Origin of the sequence: Okeania sp. SIO3I5 (assembly GCF_010672085.1) — a bacterium.
Taxonomy (GTDB): domain Bacteria; phylum Cyanobacteriota; class Cyanobacteriia; order Cyanobacteriales; family Microcoleaceae; genus Trichodesmium.
Map to the genome: position 1 here is coordinate 1 of NZ_JAAHHT010000014.1, position 17,678 is coordinate 17,678.

Consider the following 17,678-nt stretch of genomic DNA (forward strand, 5'->3'; position numbering starts at 1 on the left):
TCTAAAAGGGAGAGGTAATTATCCATTATCCATTAATGAAGGAATGCTATCGCAAAGGTTAACGACCGCTTTTCCTCCTGGAAAGGAGAGGCTTTAAACCTTCTTTTTTCGGTAAAAATCTTATTGGAGATTTCAAGCTAGATTGTATTATGTGGAATATCTATATTGTCATAAAAACGTGGCATCTGCTAACTGGAAAAAACTACAACCCAAAATACCTAAATTATATAGAAGAATAGCTAATATCCTTCAACAATTAATAATTAATAATGAATAATTAATTATTAATTATTACCTCTCCTTGAAAAGAAGAGGATTGACTAATCATAAAAATTTTTATTTATTATCCCCTATCCAAGGGGAGGCTTTAAACCAAAATTTTTCGGTAAAGATGCAGTTCATAAATTGATGAGCTTACTAAGAACGACAGCACTATTGTTATTGAAGATTGAAATGTTAGTGAAATTCTTTATAACCATTAACTAAATAAATCAATTACTGATAGTGTTTTTATCAGTTCGAGGGTCAACTAGAATATAAAACTCAATTCCCACTATTTTAAAAATGCTTATTGACTTAAGTAAAATTTTCCTGAAAAGCAGGATTTTTCGTTTTTATTTTTAACAATATTTGGGCTTTTCAGCAAAAATATTATTAGTGGGATTACGTTCATAAGTGATAACTGATAACTGAAGTTATCTGTCCCCATTTGATTGTTTTTTTTAATCTCGCCACAAGGCAATACCACCTAATAAACCATTCACATTCGGCACTATTTTGACATTTGCTGGTAAATCAAATGTAATTTTTTTGGTATTTCCTCCACCTAGATAAATATAATCGCAATTAAAAAGATGTTCTAGAGTAGCGATCGCTTTTTCTAAGCGTTCATTCCACTTTTTTTTACCAACGTCATCTAATGCAGCTCTTCCTAATTGTTCCTCATAAGTTTCACCTTTACGGAACGGATGATGACCCATTTCTAAATTTGGCACTAATTTCCCATCTACGAATAATGCCGAACCAAAACCAGTACCCAAGGTTAGGACTAATTCCACTCCTTGGCCTTTAATTGTTCCTAATCCCTGAATATCTGCATCATTAGCAACTCGTACAGGTTTCCCTAATCTTTCTGAAAGTACTGCTGCCAAATCAAACCCTACCCAGTCAGGATCTAAATTAACTGCTGTTTTAATAATGCCACCCATTACTACACCAGGAAAACCTACGGATACTCTGTCAAATTCTCCTTGTGTTGCTGCTAAAGATACAATTTCTGTTAATATTGGTGCTGGTTTTGCTGGCTTTGGTGTTTCTGTTCGACTACGTTCTGTGGTGGCTTCTCCTGATTCATTTAAGGCTATTACTTTAATTCCACTGCCACCAATATCAACAGCTAAAGTTTGCATAGTTTTCTCTTAGTTTATTACTGATATATTCTTGATTATAATAGTTACTATTTTTTGATTCTCAGACTATTTATAAGCTTATTTTAATTATTTATGTGAGTAAAATTTTACTGAAAAAACTGATTAATTTCTGACCAAATTTTGGGCATAACATTCCCTAAAGTATGGTTACTATCAAGTTCTATTAAGTTTACCCAAGGCCGTTGACTGGCAAATTCTCTGCTTGCTTGAATAGGAATTATATTATCATTTAAACCATGAAAAATTAAAGTCGGCAAAGCACGTTGTAATTTGTTTTCCTGATAGTTCATCAAATCTATTATAAAATTGTAGCTCAACAGGGAATAACTTTTTTCTCCATAATGATAGATCCAGTAATTTCCTCTTTTTTGCCATTTTTGTAATTTTTCTTCTCCAAAATTTTGTTGTAAATGGGATAAAAAATTAAAGGATGGCGCGAGTAATATTATTGCTTTGATATTTAGATTTCTCTCTGCTAAAAAAGTAGATGTTAAACCTCCAAAGCTAGAACCAATTAATATTATTGGTGTAGATTTATTGGTAATTTCTAACTCAACTTGATGTATTTGCCTACTAAGAGTTAGATGAAAAAAATCATCTTTATTTAAGTCAATAATTTTGAGGTTAATGTTAATTTCAGCGAAGCGATCGCGTAAATATATCGCTTTGTTAGACCTGGGACTAGAGGCAAATCCATGTAAGTAAATATAGGTGTAATTATTCAGCATTTTTTTAAGTCAAATTGAATATAAAAATTAGGTGGGTGTTAGATAAATTAGTTATCAGTTATTAGCAAATATATCTTTTTGTTAGACTTGGGGACTAGATATAAATCTAGATTTTATGGTTATCAAACAATCTTAATAGCAAATATTAAAAATTTTGCTAAACATTGGCTTTACTCCACTAAAGAACATTAACATAGTAGGGTTTAGAATCAAAAGCTAAATTGATGTAGATATGAGTAAGTCTAAGTCTAAGTCCTCTATATTTGAAATATTAGATAATTTTAGAGAAAATTCCCATTCTCCTCGTGAATTAGGTGAGAAATTTGAAAAATTAATGTTAAATTATCTCAAAAAGGAGCCTAATTATCAACAGTATTTTAGCGAAGTTTGGTTATGGATGGATTTTCCTAAGCGGGGAAATATGCCTGATACTGGTATTGATTTGGTGGGATTAGTACGGGATACTGGAGATTATTGTGCGATTCAATGTAAATGTTATTCTCCAGACCAGACTTTAGAAAAATCAGATATAGATTCATTTTTTACTGCTTCAGGAACAAATTTATTTAAAAAACGCATGATTATTTCTACTACTAATAAGTGGAGTAAAAATGCTGAAGCTGCTTTAGAAAATCAACAAATTCCTGTTGTTCGGGCTACGATTTATGATTTAGCGAATAGTTCTATTGATTGGGATAAATACAGTTTCAAGAATCCTGATAATTTAGAACTTAAACCTAAAAAACAAATCAGACCACATCAAGAAATAGCTATTGAAAAAGTTCTCGCTGGTTTTGAAACTGCGGATAGAGGGAAGTTAATTATGGCTTGTGGTACTGTTCAACAATTAATAATTAATAATTAATAATTAATAATGAATAATTAATAATTACCTCTCCTTGAAACCGATAGGATTGACTAATTATGAAAATTTTTATTTATTATCCCCTATCCAAGGGGAGGCTTTTAACCCAAATTTTTCGGTAAAACTTTTACTTCTTTTAAAATTGTTAAACAGTTTCCTAGAGAAAATAAACGGCAGAAAGTGATATTGATTTTCATAGTATTGCGGTTTGTTCTGATACTAAGGTTGGCAAAAATAAGAGGAAATCTAAAAGTGATGATAATGCTGATATTACTGTTAATGATTTAGCTTTTCTTCCCACAACTAATGCTCAAGATATTATTGAGTCTTACCAAAAAATCTGTGATAATAATACCCAAAATTTTAATAAGAACGAAAATGTAGAGATGTTGCATGAAAGGTTTCTACAAAATCAAGAAAATCAAGCAGAATTGACTGTTATTTTTTCTACTTATCAATCTATTCAAGCAATATCTGAAGCTCAAAAAATTGGTTTGCCAGAATTAGATTTAATCATTTGTGATGAGGCACATAGAACTACGGGAGTAATTATTGCTGGAACGGATGAATCTTATTTTGTGAAGGTTCATAATCAAGATTTTGTTAAGGCTAAAAAACGGCTTTACATGACAGCAACTCCGAAAATTTTTAGCGATGATACTAAGGTTCAAGCTAGGGAAAATGATGCTTTTTTATGTTCGATGGATGATTCAGATATTTACGGTCAAGAATTTCATCGTTTGGGTTTTGGTGAAGCGGTTAGTACGGGTTTATTAACTGATTATAAGGTGATGGTTTTGGCAGTTGATGAAAAGTTTGTTAGTGCAACTTTTCAACAACAGTTAGCTGATGCAAATAATGAATTAAATTTGGATGATGCGGTAAAAATTGTTGGTTGTTGGAATGGTTTATCAAAACGTTTACTTAAGGATGCGACTGGGGAGGAAATAGAAGATAATTACCCGATGAAACGGGCGGTTGCTTTTTCCCGGAGTATTAAAGATTCCCAAAAAATTGTCAAATTATTTGCTGAAATTATTAATCAATATCAACAGTTAAATCCTGATGATGAGGATTTTTTACAATGTGAATTAGCTCATGTTGATGGTACACAAAATTCTTTAGAAAGAAATGACAAATTAGAATGGCTAAAAGCTGACACTAATACTCAAGAAAATATCTGTAGAATTTTGTCTAATGCTCGGTGTTTATCGGAAGGAGTTGATGTTCCGGCGTTGGATGCGGTGATGTTTCTTACTCCTCGAAATTCTGTGGTGGATGTGGTTCAGTCTGTGGGGAGGGTGATGCGAAAAGCTGAGGGGAAAAAGTATGGTTATATTATTTTGCCTGTTGGTATTCCGGCAGATATTTCTCCTAATGTTGCTTTGAAGGATAATCAAAAATATAAGGTAATTTGGCAAGTTTTACAGGCTTTACGGGCACATGATGATAGGTTTAACGATACTGTCAATAAAATTGACTTGAATAAACGCCGTCCCGATAAAGTTAGTATTTTGGGGGTAGGTGGTAAGGAAAAAGATGATTCTGCGGGTACAAATGTAGATAGTTCCTATAAACAATTGGAGTTCAACTTAAATTTCCCTGTGGAAGAATGGCGAGATGCTATTTATGCAAAAATTGTTGTTAAATGTGGTAATCGTCGTTATTGGGAAGATTGGGCAAAAGATGTGGCAAAAATTGCTGAAAATCATATTTCTAGGATTAAGGGTTTATTGGTAGGGGCAAATGGAAATTCATCTATAAAACAGGTTTTTGATGATTTTTTAGCAGGGTTACATCAAAATATTAATCCTAATGTGACTGAGGATGAAGCGATTGAAATGTTGTCTCAACATTTAATTACTAAACCTGTTTTTGATGCTTTGTTTGAAGGGTATGAGTTTACTAAGTTTAATCCGGTTTCTCAGACAATGCAAAAAATGTTGGATGTGTTGGAAGGTGAATCTTTGAAGAAGGAAGTTAGAGGTTTAGAAAAGTTTTATGACAGTGTGAGGAAACGTGCTAGTCGTATTGATAATGCGGAGGGTAAACAGAGGGTAATTACTGAGTTATATGATAAATTTTTCCGTACTGCTTTTCCTCGGTTATCGGAAAGATTGGGTATTGTTTATACTCCGGTGGAGGTGGTTGATTTTATTATTAAAAGTTCTGATTTTGCTTTGAAAAATGAGTTTGGTTTGGGTTTAACTGATGAGGGTGTACATATTTTAGATCCGTTTACTGGTACGGGTACTTTTATGGTGAGATTGTTGCAAAGTGGGTTGATTAAAAAGGAGGATTTACCACGAAAGTTTGGTTACGAGTTACACGCGAATGAGATTGTTTTATTAGCTTATTATATTGCAGCGATTAATATTGAGGAAACTTATCATTTTTTAAGTCAATCTTTTTCAGAATCTGTCATTGCGAGGCGGAATAAACAAGAGGATAATATTAATATTGATAATGATAATTTATCCGAAGCAATTTCTAATCCTGGTGAGATTGCTTCGGAGGGAGAGTCGTTTGTTTCAGGAGAGTTAACGGATAAAAACCGCCCTTGGAGTGAAAAGTTTTCTAATGATTTAGGAGGTTATCAAAGTTTTAATAGAATTGTTTTGACTGATACTTTTCAAATGTTTAAAAATCAGGGTTATTTGATGGAAAAGATTTTTCCTGAAAATAATCAACGGGTAATTGAGCAAAAGCAAAAAGATATTACTGTTATTATTGGTAATCCTCCTTATTCTGCTGGTCAAATAAGTGAAAATGATGGGAATAAAAATATCAAATATAAAAAGTTAGATGAAGAAATTAGAAGTACCTATGCTAAATACTCTAGTGCTACTTTAAAAAACAGTCTTTATGATTCTTATATTCGCGGTTTTAGATGGGCAAGTGATAGAATAAAAGATAAAGGGATAGTTTGTTTCGTTAGTAATGGTTCATTCATTGATAATAATGCAATGGATGGTTTCAGAAAATGTTTAGTAGATGAATTTACGAGTATTTATTGTTTTAATTTAAGAGGAAATCAAAGAACTTCTGGAGAACAATCAAGAAAAGAAGGAGGTAAAATTTTTGGTTCAGGTAGTCGTGCTACTATTGCTATTATTTTGTTAATCAAAAATCCTGAGAAAAAACAGGAAAGTAAATTATTTTATTATGATATTGGTGATTATTTAAGTCGGGAACAGAAACTACATACCATTAAAGATTTTGCTGATATTTCAACTATCCCATGGCAAGAAATAACACCGAATGAAAATTATGATTGGATTAATCAACGTAATGATATTTTTGAAACTTTTATTTCTTTAGGAGATAAGAAAAATGCAACTACTAAAACTATTTTTGATGTGTATTCAAGAGGAGTAATGACTTGTAGAGATACTTGGGTTTATAATTTTTCCCATCAATCAGTTGTTGATAATATGACGAGAATGATTGATTTTTATAATCAACAAGTTGAAGGGTTTAAAAAATATATAAAAGGTCAAACTTTGACTAATGCTGAACAAAGAAAAAAACAGGTAGAAAGTTTTATTGATACTGATGTTAAAAAGATTAGTTGGACAAGAGAATTAAAAGATGATTGCGGTAAATTTAAAATACATATATTTAATCAAGATGAAGTAACGAAAGGAATTTACCGCCCTTTTTGTAAACACATTTATTACTTTAATAGATACCTAAATAACTGTGTTTACCAAATGCCAAAAATATTTCCTAATCAAAACGTAGAAAATTTAGCAATTTGTGTAACTGGAATTGGTTCAACAAAAGATTTTTCAGCTTTAATAACTAATTTTTTACCTGATTTAGAATTAGTTTCAAAAAGTCAATGTTTTCCTTTATATACCTACGCAAAACAAAGCGACTTAGGCGAACTATTTGCCACAACCAACACGGAAGAATACACCAAAAATCAAATATTCCCGACACTATATTAAAAGACTTCCAGACAGAATATAAAGAAAAAACCATCACTAAACAAGACATCTTTTATTACATTTATGGAGTTCTCCACTCTCCAGAATATAAACAAAGATTTGCAGCAGACCTAAAAAAAATGTTACCCCGCATTCCCTACACCAAAAATTTTGGGAAATTCAGTAAAGCAGGAAAAGAATTAGCATATTGGCATTTAAAGTATGAAACTATAGAACCTTATGAATTAGAAGAATTTAAAAAAGACTTATTCTTAGATGAAGAAGATTATCGAGTCGAAAAAATGACATTTGGTAAAAACAAAAACGGCATAGATAAAACCATCATTATCTATAACAGTAAACTGACCTTATCACAAATTCCCCTAGAAACTTACCAATATATAGTTAATGGAAAATCAGCATTAGAATGGGTAATAGAAAGATATAAAATTACCAAAGATAAAAATAGTGGAATAGTCAACGACCCTAACAACTGGTCAGAAGAATCCCGTTACATAGTAAACTTAGTAAAAAGGGTAGTCAGAGTAAGTCTAGAAACAGTCAAAATAGTTAACAACTTACCTGCATTAAACGAAAGGAAATAGCGATCGCTCCTATCTATCTGAGAACTAAGGCAATAAATTAGTTCTCAACACTACATATACTAAGACGTTGGAGTTTTTCACCAGAATTTCTACTATATGTAGTGTCTCAACTCCACTTCAGAATTCTCAATTCTCAATTCCTCAAGCGATCGCTCCTCTCTATCTCAGAACTGAGACAATCAATTAGTTTTAAACACTACATATACTAAGACGTTGGAGTTTTTATCCAGATTTTCTACTATATATAGTGTTTTTCCATAAGTTCTATATATTTTGCCCCTTATATTAAACCAGAGAAAATAGCGATCGCTCCTATCTATCTGAGAACTGAGGCAATAAATTAGTTCTCAACACTACATATACTAAAACGTTGGAGTTTTTATCCAGATTTTCTACTATATGTAGTGTCTCAACTCCACTTCTGAATTCTGAATTCTGAATTCTAAATTCTAAATTCCTCAAGCGATCGCTCCTATCTATCTGATAACTGAGGCAATAAATTATTTATAAACACTACATATACTAAGACGTTGGAGTTTTTATCCAGATTTTCTACTATATGTAGTGTCTTTCCCTAAGTTCTATATGTTTGCCTACTCCATTAAATGAGAGAAAATAGCGATCGCTCCTCTCTATCTGATAACTGAGGCAATAAATTATTTATAAACACTACATATACTAAGACGTTGGAGTTTTTATCCAGATTTTCTACTATATGTAGTGTCTTTCCCTAAGTCCTATACATTTTGCTCCTTACATTAAACTAGAGAAAATAGCGATCGCTCCTCTCTATCTCAGAACTGAGACAATAAATTAGTTCTCAACACTACATATACTAAGACGTCTGAGTTTTTATCCAGATTTTCTACTATATGTAGTGTCTAAACTCCAGTTCTGAATTCTGAATTCTAAATTCTAAATTCCTCAAGGGTAATTCGCGTTTGCGGAGAACTCTGCAGCAAATCACCCCTACTAACTTCTGAATTCTAAATTCTAAATTCTTCAACGTAGAGTTACTAACTCTTCTGAAGTGGAAGGGTGAATACCAATAGTCCGGTCAAAGTCTGCTTTGGTTGCGCCCATATTTACAGCGATCGCCATACCCTGGATAATTTCACCAGCATCTTTACCGACCATGTGTACTCCTAAAACTCTGTCAGTATTACCTTCGACCACCAATTTCACCATTACTTTATCCTCTGCACCTGTGAAACTGTGGAACATTGGGCGAAACTTGGCGCGGTAACATTTGATGGAGTCTCCAAATTTTTCTCTTGCTGCTGCTTCTGTCAGACCTACTGTTCCTCCTTCTGGATCTGAGAAAATAGCAGTGGGGATATTTTCTAGAGAAATTGCTCTGGGAATATTACCAAATTCAGTATCAGCAAAAGCGCGACCTTGAGCAATAGCAACTGGGGTCAAATTTGCTTTATCTATACAGTCTCCCACAGCGTAAATATTTGGTTGAGTCGTGCGACAGTTGTTACCCACAGCAACTGCACCTCTGAGTGTTTCGACTCCAGCATTTTCTAGATTTAAACCTGCTAAATTTGGTTTACGACCAGTTGCGCAGAGGAATGTATCAACTATTAAGGGTTCAGCGTTTTCTCCACTCAAGTGAACTTTTAACCCTTCTGGAACTTTCTCAATTTTTTCTACATTTGTATTGGTGCGGAAGTTAATGCCATGTTTTGTCATTCCTTCTTGAATATTGCTGCAAATGTCTTCGTCAAATCCTCGTAAAATTAAATCTCGACGAATAATTTGAGTAACTTCGGTGCCTAAACCATTTAAAATTCCAGCAAATTCGACACCGATATAACCGCCTCCCCAAACTGCCATTCTTTTTGGTTTTTCTGTGAGGTGGAACATTTCACGAGAAGTAACACTATGTTCAATTCCGGGAATATTGATTTTTTCTGGTTTACCACCAACAGCAATTAAAATTTTATTTGCTGTAAACTTCCGATCGCCTACTTCTACAGTATGGGGGTCAAGAAATTTGGCATATCCTTCTATTAACTCTACCCCTGCTTTTTCTAGGAAAGTGATATGTAATTTATTCAGACGTAGAACTTCAGTATTCACAGCATCTCTTAATTTATGCCAATCAAAACTAGGTTCTACTTCACTCCAACCATAACCCACCGCATCTTTATATAAGTGAGAAAATCTCGAACCGTAAACCATCAGTTTTTTCGGTACACATCCTCTAATAACGCAAGTCCCTCCAACTAAATCATTTTCAGCGATCGCTACTTTTGCTCCATAAGATGCTGCTCTTTTTGAAGATGCTAACCCTCCTGAACCTGCACCTATCACAAATAAATCGTAATCGTATGCCATAATTTAATACCCTTTGATTCCTATAACATAAGTAGTCTGACAGAATTAATTACATCATTTCAATGATGCTAAATCTCAATCTTTGTTGTCCATTTACTTATTTTGCTTAGTAGATTATAACATTTTGTAAATCAATTCAACTATTAATATTTCAGTGGGGTAAACAAATTTGTTAGGTAGGAAGTTTTGTTGCACAAAATTTATTTCTCAAGTTGGAATACCAGCCAATTTTTTTTTGTTAAATAATCAACTTCTACCGTAAGAATTAACAAGTTACTTAAGGTTAGTTAATGACTAATTTCAAAAGCACCTTATTTCTCTCTCAATGCTTTGAGATTAAGAGAGCAACTCCTAATCCAACTTAGCTACTTAATAACTTATAGCTGATAGCTGATAGCTGACCGCTGAATGCTTACTTATTTAGGTTTCCGTGCTGTTACTGTAGGATATATTCTTGCATTATCCCAAATCAATTCTATGTCATCAAAACCAACAGTTTGTAGTTGTAATTTTGTGGTTGAGGAACTTCTAAATGCTGTAAATTTTATATCTATTAAATCAAAAAATATAATTTTTGAGAGCAATAGATCATCTGGATTAATCTGACTCATATCCCATTCTGAATTGGGGTCAATATTTGGGGATGGAGTCATAAAGCTAGTGACTAATATACCTCCTGGGATTAATGCTTGGAAAAACTGGTGATATAACTCCGTTACTTTATCATCATCTGGCTCATAAATATTTAAACCATGGCTATTTAATAGTGTAAATTCATCTTTAAAAGACAGATTCCAAGCATCTTCCTGATGGAATTCTACTTGATCAGATAACCCATATTCTTCAGCTAATTTTTTTGCCAACTCTAAACTTTCATAGTCAATATCAATTCCCACTAAACGAAAATTTTCCACACCTGTAAAATCCAACTTCAACAAATCTCTCATTACCCCAGAAGGTAAGGAAGTAAAAACTATATCCTCTTGCACATAATTCTGAATAATTTTACCGCAATTGATGTATCTTTGTTGCGCAGCAAGGGGAAAAGGATTTTTGTCCAATATAAACTTTTCCAATTCTGTTAAACTACGACCTTCTGTATCAATACCACTAATCCTTCTTTGATATTGATGTTCTATTCCATAATCTGTCCAATAGCCATTTAAACCACGATTTTGTAACCAAAACTTTCCTAAAGGAAAACCTACTAACTCATTGAGAAGTTCTAATTGTCTGGCAACAGTAACATGGGGTTTATCTCCAGTCTGAATAATTCTCTGTTTAACCCTTTCTATGGTTTGTTGAAGAGTTTCATTTTGATTTCCATGAGAGAGGATACGTTGTTCATTAAGTTCTTGAGATTGTTTAGTCATAATTCTATTGTAATTAAATTGCATTGTTGATTTTATTAACTGTTGAATATCTGTAAAATCAACAGCTTCTCCACACTCTATTTAGGTTGACGCGCCACTACTGTTGGGTAAATTCTTGCATTATTCCAAATCAATTCTATCTCATCAAAGCCAACAGTTTGCAGTTGTAATTTTGTTGTTTATGAACTTCTAAAGGCTGTAAATTTAACATCTAATATATCAAAAAATATAATTTTTGAAAGTAATAAATCTTCTGAATTAATCTGACTCATATCCCATTCTGAATTAGGGTCAACATCTGGAGATTTGGTTGTAAAGCTAGTTACTAATATGCCTCCTGGCATTAATGCTTTGAAAAACTGTTTATATAACTCGGTGACTTTTTCATCATCGGGTTCATAAATATGTAAACCATGGCAAGTTAATAGTGTAAATTCATTTTCAAAAGGCATATGCCAAGCGTCTTCCTGATGGAATTATACTTTTTCAGATAACCCATATTATTTAGCTAATTTTTTTGCCAGTTCTAAACTTTCAAAGTCAATATCAATTCCCACTAAACGAAAATTTTCTACTCCAGTAAAATCCAACTTCAACAAATCTCTCATTACCCCACAAAGTAAGGAAGCAAAAACTAAATTATCTCTCACATAACTCTGAATAATTTTACTGAAATTGACATATCTTTGTTGTGTCGCCAAGAAACTTTTATCCAACAAAAATTTTTCCAATTCTGTTAAACTACGACCTTCCCTATCAATACCTGTCACCTTTCCTTGATACTGATGTTCAATTACATAATCTGTCCAATAGCCATTTAAACCTCTATTTTGTAATAAAAATTGTCCTAAAGGAAAACCTACTAATTCATTCAGAAGTTCTAATTGTCTAGCAACAGTAACATGAGATTTATCTCCAGTCTGAATAATTCTCTGTTTGATTCTGTCTATGGTTTGTTGAATAGTTTCATTTTGATTTCCATGAGAGAGAACCCGTTGTTCATTAAATTCTTGAGATTGTTTAGTCATAATTCTATTTTAATTAAATTGCATTGTTGATTTTATTAACTGTTGAATATCTGTAAAATCAACAGCTTCTCCACACTCTATTTAGGTTGACGCGCCACTACTTTTGGGTACATTCTAGCATTCTCCCAAATAAATTCTATGTCATCAAAACTAACAGTTTATAGTTGTAATTTTGTTGTTTATGAACTTCTAAAAGCTGTAAATTTAACATCTAATATATCAAAAAATATAATTTTTGAAAGTAGCAAATATTCTGAATTAATCTGACTCATATCTCATTCTGAATTAGGGTTAACATCTGGGGATTTGGTTGTAAAGCTAGTTACTAATATGCCTCCTGACATTAATGCCTTGAAAAACTGTTTATATAACTCGGTGAATTTTCTTTCATCGGGTTCATAAATATGTAAACCATAGCAAGTTAATAGTGTAAATTCATTTTGAAAAGGCATATTCCAAGCATCTTCCTGATGGAATTCTACTTTTTCAGATAACCCATATTATTTAGCTAATTTTTTTGCCAATTCTAAACTTTCAAAGTCAATATCAATCCCCACTAAACGAAAATTATCTACTCCAGTAAAATCAAACTTCAACAAATCTCTCATTACCCCACAAGGTAAGGAAGCAAAAACTATATCCTCTTGCAGATAATTCTGAATAACTTTACCGAAATTGACATATCTTTGTTGCGTAGCAAGAACACGATCATTTCTCTCCAAAATAAATTTTTCTAATTCTTTTAAAGTACAATCTTGTGCATCAATACCAGTAACTCTTCCTCTATATTGGTGTTCCATTACATAATCTGTCTAATAGCCATTTAAACCTCCATTTTGTAATAAAAATTTCCCTAAAGGAAAATCTGCTAATTGATTGAGAATTTGCAATTGTCTGGCAACAGTAACATGGGGTTTATCTCCAGTCTGAATAATTCTTTGTTTAATCCTTTCTATAGTTTCTTCAAGACTTTCATTTTGATTTTCATGGGAAAGGATACGTTGTTCATTAAGTTCTTGAGATTGTTGAGTCATTAGCTTACTTTAATTAAATTCACTGTTAATTTGATTAACTGCTGAATATCTGTAAAAGTAATGGTTTTTCCATAACTTATTTAGGTTTACGTGCCACTACTATTGGGCATATTCTAGCATTATCCCAAATTAATTCTATGTCATCAAAACCAACAGTTTGTAATTGTAATTTTGTCGTTAATGAACTTCTCAATCCTGTAACTTTAAAATCCAATATATCCAAAAATATAATTTTTGAAAGTAATAAATCCTTTGAATTAATCTGATTTATATCCCATTCAGAATAGGAGTATAAATCTGGGGGTGGAGTAATAAAGCTAGTTACCAAGATACCTCCTGGTATTAATGCTTGGAAAAACTGTTGATATAAGTCTGTCCGTTTGTTATCATCTGGTTCATAAGCATTTAAACCATTGCTGATTAATAGTGTAAATTCATCTTCAAAGGGCAACTTCCAAGCATCTTGGTGATGGAATTCTACTTTTTCAGATAACCCATATTCTTCAGCTAATTTTTTTGCCAATTCTAAACTTTCATAGTCAATATCAATTCCGACTATACGTAAATTATTTACCCCTGAAAAATCCAACTTCAACAAATCTCTCATTCCTCCACAAGGTAAGGAAGCAAAAACTAAACCTTCTTGTAAATAATTCTGAATAACTTTACCACAATTGATATATCTTTCTTGTGTAGCAAGGAAAATAGGATCATTATCCAATAAATACTTTTCAAATTTTGTTAAACTACGACCTTTTGTATCTATACCTTTCACCCTTCCTTGATACGGATGTTCCATTAGATAATCTATCCAATAGCCATTTAAACCTCTATTTTGTAATAAAAATTTCCCTAAAGGAAAACTTGCCAATTCATTAATAAATTCCAATTGTCTAGCAACAGTAACATGGGGTTTATCTCCAGTATTAATAATTCTTTTTTTTATCCTATCTATAGTTTCTTCAAGACTTTCTTTTTGATTTCCATGGGAAAGGATACGTTGTTCATTAAATTCTTGAAATTTTTTATTCATTGACTTATTTTTATCAAATTATGGTTAAATAGCATAATTTTTTTCAGATAAGCGATCGCCACCCCAAAACTAATATTTTCAAAACTTCTGAAAAACAAAATACAACCAACTAATATTTTGAGCATTTTTTGAATTTTAAATTCAAAGTTCAAAAATTTTGATTCTAATTGAATTTCAATAATTGTTTAATTAAGGATTCAAGCCTCGTTCGTACAACCATGAAAAAATCAAAAATATTTTCCTTATTTCAAGCCTCTGACTTTAGGCAGAAGTTATAAACTGTGATTGATTAAGTTTTGATTGTTCCATAAAATAAATTCCTTAAAGTCTCGTTATCCCAATTTCCTAAATGTTCGCTACAGTAATGATTTATGGTAGGCAACTTTTAAAGTAATCTCACTACCGACTTAAGCTTTAGTAAGAATTTTTTTAAAGTTATTAGTAGAGGTAATATTTCTCAGATATAGCACTACAAATATAAGTTAAGACCTAAAATTAGGAGATTCTCGAAAAGAGTTTTATCCAGGTATTAATGTAGAATTTAAAATCTTTTTCTCGCCTTGACTTGTACTGCTATATTTAATTACTATTTAATCAAATGAAACTTAGAATAAAGCATTTATTTAACAGGTAGTATACTCAGGAAATGTTGTTCCATAATTACTGAAATATTTTGATAATAAACGCGACTATACCAAACTTCTTCTGGTAAAACTAAAACCATTAGTCCGCTGCCACATTTTCCCAAACATCTACTTTTTTGAATAGTAATATCAAGAATATAAAATGCCTGAAAAGCAGCTCATACTTTTTCCGAAAAAATAAGGTTTAAAGCCTCTCCTTTCATGGAGGAAAAAAGAAAAAAATCCTTTTAACCAATCCTCTTTTTTTTAAGAAGAGGTAATTATTAATTATTAATTATTAATTGTTAATTATTAATTATTGAACGAACCTTGTTTCCGACAAGTGCGATTTTGACAGACTAATAAAAGTCTCTCAACTTGAATATTTTCCACCATAAATTCTCAAAATTATGCCTCATCCGGCAATAAATTTTTAGCAGTTAACCACTCACGATTAAATAATTTTGATTGATAACGAGAACCACTATCACATAATACAGTCACAATAGTATGACCAGGACCCATTTGTTTTGCTAAAGCTACTGCTGCACCAACATTAATTCCTACAGAACCACCCATAAATAAACCGTCTTTTCTTAACAGTTGATAAACCACTCTTACCGCTTCTTGATCATCAACTCGAATCGCATCATCAATCGGCACATTCTCCATATTTTTCGTTACCCGACTATTACCAATACCCTCAGTAATAGAATTACCCTCGCTAGAAATTTCCCCAGTTTTCACATAACTATAAAGACCGCTTCCCATGGGGTCTGCTAAAACAGTTTTAATTTGCGGATTTTTTTCTTTTAAAAATAATGACACACCAGCAAAAGTTCCACCTGTACCAGTAGCAGCTACCCAACCATCTACTTTTCCATCAGTTTGTTCCCAAATTTCCGGTCCGGTTGTTTCATAATGAGCGATTCTATTTGCCAAATTATCAAACTGATTTGCCCAGATAGCATTTTCCATTTCCGATGCTAATCTACCTGACATTTTCACATAGTTATTTTGGTCTTTATAGGGAACTGCTGGAACAGGTCTAACTTCCGCACCTAAAGTTCTCAAAGCATCCATTTTTTCAATAGATTGAGTTTCCGGAATAACAATTAAACACTTATAACCTTTAGCATTACAAATATGCGCCAAACCTATTCCTGTATTACCAGCAGTTCCTTCAACTACTGTTCCACCAGGTTTCAGTAAACCTTTTTCTTCTGCATCTTTAATAATATAAAGTGCTGCTCTATCTTTTACCGAACCCCCTGGATTAAGAAATTCTGCTTTGCCTAAAATTTCACATCCAGTTTCTTCGCTGAAACTATTTAATCTAATTAATGGTGTATTACCAACACTACCAACAAAGCCTTGTTTAATATCCATTTTTTTCCCAATCTACTATTTAGTATTTACCAAATCAGATTTTACCAAACTTTGCTCATATTTAAAACAAATCCTGGCAATACTGGGTCTCCACTTACACTCTCAGGATTTTCTAAACATTCTGTAGAAATTCCAGGACGATAAATATAAACTTTCTTTTGCTTTCTATCAATTAACCAACCTAATTTTACTCCCGGTTCTTCCATGTATTCTGTCATTTTTGCTTAAAGAGTTTTCAGATTATCTGAAGGTGAAATTAATTCCAGTACAAAGTCTGGGCAAATAGGAGTAAATTTTTCTTTTTGTTCTGGAGATAAACTATTCCATCTTTCTAATTTTATCCAAGCAGCATCAGGAGATTTTTTAGCTCCTGTAGAAAGAGTAAATCCAGTGCTTGAACTAAAAGCTAAACCTGTACCATTTTTTTCTGACTATACCCATAACTAACCACAAAAATTAAATTCTCAATTTCCGGTTTCTGAACCAGTGGGAGACATAATTAATAACTCTCCAAATTGATTAGTTTCTATGCATAAATCTCGGTTAACTTGACAAAATTCAAAAAATTGTTCCTCTGTCATTTTTAAACTTGGAGGCATTTGTAAAATCATTGTTTCTTCAAGCATATTTTTCTTCCTATTTACCAAATCTTGCTCATCTTTAAAACAAATCCAGGCAATACTGCTTCCCCACTCACACTCTCAGGATTTTCTAAACATTTTGTAGAAATTCCTGGGCGATAAATATAAACTTTTCTCCCTTTTCTATCTATTAACCAACCGAGTTTTATTCCTGGTTCTTGCATATATTCTGTCATTTTTGCTTGGAGAGTTTTCAGATTATCTGAAGGTGACATTAATTCCACTACAAAATCCGGGCAAATAGGAGCAAACTTTTCCTTTTGTTCTTGAGATAAACTCTGCCATCTTTCTAATTTTATCCAAGCAGCATCGGGAGATTTTTTAGCTCCTGTAGAAAGAGTAAATCCTGTACTCGAACTAAAAGCTAAACCCGTACCATCTTCATCTGACCAATTCATTGTTTCTTCAAGCATATTTTTCTTCCTATTTACCAAATCTTGCTCATCTTTAAAACAAATCCAGGTAATACTGGTTCTCCATTTACACTTTCAGGATTTTCTAAACATTCCGTAGGCATTCCTGGGCGATAAATATAAACTTTCCTTTGCTTTCTATCAATTAACCAACCTAATTTTACTCCTGGTTCTTCCATATATTCTGTCATTTTTGATTGGAGAGTTTTTAGGTTATCTGAAGGTGACATTAATTCCA

General features: G+C 32.4%; 17 protein-coding genes and 2 pseudogenes. 3 read left to right on the forward strand and 16 right to left on the reverse strand.

Annotated features, from left to right (window positions below):
* Positions 1 to 722: 722 nt before the first annotated feature.
* Together F6K40_RS04810 and F6K40_RS04815 are read right to left on the reverse strand one after the other, a co-directional pair.
* Positions 723 to 1,409, reverse strand: coding sequence for an ROK family protein (locus tag F6K40_RS04810; protein ID WP_293132142.1), 687 nt, complete (start codon positions 1,407 to 1,409; stop codon positions 723 to 725).
* A gap of 107 nt (positions 1,410 to 1,516) precedes the next feature.
* The gene (locus tag F6K40_RS04815; protein WP_293132145.1) at positions 1,517 to 2,158 is read right to left on the reverse strand and encodes a YqiA/YcfP family alpha/beta fold hydrolase; all 642 of its coding nucleotides are present in this window, start codon (positions 2,156 to 2,158) and stop codon (positions 1,517 to 1,519) included.
* Between the two features lie 232 nt (positions 2,159 to 2,390).
* Between F6K40_RS04815 and F6K40_RS04820 the strand changes: the two genes are divergently transcribed.
* From F6K40_RS04820 to F6K40_RS41305, 3 genes are all read left to right on the forward strand, one after another.
* Positions 2,391 to 3,023 (forward strand): restriction endonuclease, encoded by a 633-nt coding sequence (locus F6K40_RS04820; RefSeq protein WP_293132149.1) that lies wholly within the window; start codon positions 2,391 to 2,393, stop codon positions 3,021 to 3,023.
* 338 nt (positions 3,024 to 3,361) lie between these two features.
* Positions 3,362 to 6,976, forward strand: coding sequence for a type ISP restriction/modification enzyme (locus F6K40_RS04825; RefSeq protein ID WP_375340550.1), 3,615 nt, complete (start codon positions 3,362 to 3,364; stop codon positions 6,974 to 6,976).
* The gene (locus F6K40_RS41305) at positions 6,868 to 7,560 is read left to right on the forward strand and encodes a type ISP restriction/modification enzyme (RefSeq protein ID WP_375340548.1); all 693 of its coding nucleotides are present in this window, start codon (positions 6,868 to 6,870) and stop codon (positions 7,558 to 7,560) included. Before F6K40_RS04825 ends, F6K40_RS41305 begins: the two co-directional genes overlap by 109 nt.
* Before the next feature lie 1,002 nt (positions 7,561 to 8,562).
* Here F6K40_RS41305 and gor read toward each other — a convergent pair.
* From gor to F6K40_RS04890, 14 genes and pseudogenes are all read right to left on the reverse strand, one after another.
* Positions 8,563 to 9,906, reverse strand: a complete 1,344-nt coding sequence (gene gor, locus F6K40_RS04830) for a glutathione-disulfide reductase (RefSeq protein WP_293132151.1) — start codon at positions 9,904 to 9,906, stop codon at positions 8,563 to 8,565.
* Between the two features lie 416 nt (positions 9,907 to 10,322).
* A complete protein-coding gene (locus F6K40_RS04835) occupies positions 10,323 to 11,279 on the reverse strand; it encodes a class I SAM-dependent methyltransferase (protein WP_293132153.1) in 957 nt (318 codons plus the stop codon).
* Positions 11,280 to 11,458: 179 nt separating this feature from the next.
* Entirely contained in the window at positions 11,459 to 11,731 is a 273-nt protein-coding gene (locus tag F6K40_RS04840) for a hypothetical protein (protein ID WP_293132156.1), read from the reverse strand.
* 48 nt (positions 11,732 to 11,779) lie between these two features.
* A complete protein-coding gene (locus tag F6K40_RS04845) occupies positions 11,780 to 12,307 on the reverse strand; it encodes a hypothetical protein (RefSeq protein ID WP_293132159.1) in 528 nt (175 codons plus the stop codon).
* Between the two features lie 275 nt (positions 12,308 to 12,582).
* Positions 12,583 to 12,759 (reverse strand): hypothetical protein, encoded by a 177-nt coding sequence (locus tag F6K40_RS04850; protein ID WP_293132162.1) that lies wholly within the window; start codon positions 12,757 to 12,759, stop codon positions 12,583 to 12,585.
* Positions 12,760 to 12,807: 48 nt separating this feature from the next.
* The gene (locus F6K40_RS04855; RefSeq protein WP_293132165.1) at positions 12,808 to 13,107 is read right to left on the reverse strand and encodes a hypothetical protein; all 300 of its coding nucleotides are present in this window, start codon (positions 13,105 to 13,107) and stop codon (positions 12,808 to 12,810) included.
* Between the two features lie 12 nt (positions 13,108 to 13,119).
* Positions 13,120 to 13,341, reverse strand: coding sequence for a hypothetical protein (locus F6K40_RS04860; RefSeq protein ID WP_293132168.1), 222 nt, complete (start codon positions 13,339 to 13,341; stop codon positions 13,120 to 13,122).
* Positions 13,342 to 13,417: 76 nt separating this feature from the next.
* Positions 13,418 to 14,374 (reverse strand): SAM-dependent methyltransferase, encoded by a 957-nt coding sequence (locus tag F6K40_RS04865; RefSeq protein ID WP_293132171.1) that lies wholly within the window; start codon positions 14,372 to 14,374, stop codon positions 13,418 to 13,420.
* The gene (locus F6K40_RS04870) at positions 14,371 to 14,499 is read right to left on the reverse strand and encodes a hypothetical protein (protein ID WP_293132174.1); all 129 of its coding nucleotides are present in this window, start codon (positions 14,497 to 14,499) and stop codon (positions 14,371 to 14,373) included. The genes F6K40_RS04865 and F6K40_RS04870 overlap by 4 nt, the downstream gene beginning before the upstream one ends.
* 906 nt (positions 14,500 to 15,405) lie before the next feature.
* Positions 15,406 to 16,386 carry a cysteine synthase A gene (locus F6K40_RS04875; RefSeq protein WP_293132178.1) on the reverse strand — a complete coding sequence of 327 codons (981 nt, stop codon included), beginning with the start codon at positions 16,384 to 16,386 and terminating at the stop codon, positions 15,406 to 15,408.
* A 41-nt stretch (positions 16,387 to 16,427) separates the two neighbouring features.
* Positions 16,428 to 16,799 (reverse strand): annotated as a pseudogene (locus F6K40_RS41310) (Uma2 family endonuclease); the annotation flags it as partial.
* Positions 16,800 to 16,850: 51 nt separating this feature from the next.
* Complete coding sequence (locus F6K40_RS41315) at positions 16,851 to 17,012, reverse strand: hypothetical protein (protein ID WP_375340549.1); 162 nt, start codon at positions 17,010 to 17,012, stop codon at positions 16,851 to 16,853.
* A gap of 14 nt (positions 17,013 to 17,026) precedes the next feature.
* Positions 17,027 to 17,452: pseudogene (locus F6K40_RS04885) on the reverse strand (Uma2 family endonuclease); the annotation flags it as partial.
* A 2-nt stretch (positions 17,453 to 17,454) separates the two neighbouring features.
* Positions 17,455 to 17,678 (reverse strand): Uma2 family endonuclease (locus F6K40_RS04890; RefSeq protein ID WP_293132181.1); only part of this gene is annotated, 224 nt, incomplete at its 5' end.

What these genes read in the sequence shown, in the direction of transcription:
- F6K40_RS04840 (WP_293132156.1), bottom strand. Translation starts at nt 11,731, where the DNA reads ATGCCTTTTGAAAATGAATTTACACTATTAACTTGCCATGGTTTACAT.
- F6K40_RS04845 (WP_293132159.1), bottom strand. Translation starts at nt 12,307, where the DNA reads ATGACTAAACAATCTCAAGAATTTAATGAACAACGGGTTCTCTCTCAT.
- F6K40_RS04835 (WP_293132153.1), bottom strand. Translation starts at nt 11,279, where the DNA reads ATGACTAAACAATCTCAAGAACTTAATGAACAACGTATCCTCTCTCAT.
- F6K40_RS04820 (WP_293132149.1), top strand. Translation starts at nt 2,391, where the DNA reads ATGAGTAAGTCTAAGTCTAAGTCCTCTATATTTGAAATATTAGATAAT.
- F6K40_RS04855 (WP_293132165.1), bottom strand. Translation starts at nt 13,107, where the DNA reads ATGGAACACCAATATAGAGGAAGAGTTACTGGTATTGATGCACAAGAT.
- F6K40_RS04810 (WP_293132142.1), bottom strand. Translation starts at nt 1,409, where the DNA reads ATGCAAACTTTAGCTGTTGATATTGGTGGCAGTGGAATTAAAGTAATA.
- F6K40_RS04875 (WP_293132178.1), bottom strand. Translation starts at nt 16,386, where the DNA reads ATGGATATTAAACAAGGCTTTGTTGGTAGTGTTGGTAATACACCATTA.
- F6K40_RS41315 (WP_375340549.1), bottom strand. Translation starts at nt 17,012, where the DNA reads ATGCTTGAAGAAACAATGATTTTACAAATGCCTCCAAGTTTAAAAATG.
- F6K40_RS04850 (WP_293132162.1), bottom strand. Translation starts at nt 12,759, where the DNA reads ATGCCTTTTCAAAATGAATTTACACTATTAACTTGCTATGGTTTACAT.
- F6K40_RS04870 (WP_293132174.1), bottom strand. Translation starts at nt 14,499, where the DNA reads ATGCTCAAAATATTAGTTGGTTGTATTTTGTTTTTCAGAAGTTTTGAA.
- F6K40_RS04860 (WP_293132168.1), bottom strand. Translation starts at nt 13,341, where the DNA reads ATGACTCAACAATCTCAAGAACTTAATGAACAACGTATCCTTTCCCAT.
- F6K40_RS41305 (WP_375340548.1), top strand. Translation starts at nt 6,868, where the DNA reads ATGTTTTCCTTTATATACCTACGCAAAACAAAGCGACTTAGGCGAACT.
- F6K40_RS04815 (WP_293132145.1), bottom strand. Translation starts at nt 2,158, where the DNA reads ATGCTGAATAATTACACCTATATTTACTTACATGGATTTGCCTCTAGT.
- F6K40_RS04865 (WP_293132171.1), bottom strand. Translation starts at nt 14,374, where the DNA reads ATGAATAAAAAATTTCAAGAATTTAATGAACAACGTATCCTTTCCCAT.
- gor (WP_293132151.1), bottom strand. Translation starts at nt 9,906, where the DNA reads ATGGCATACGATTACGATTTATTTGTGATAGGTGCAGGTTCAGGAGGG.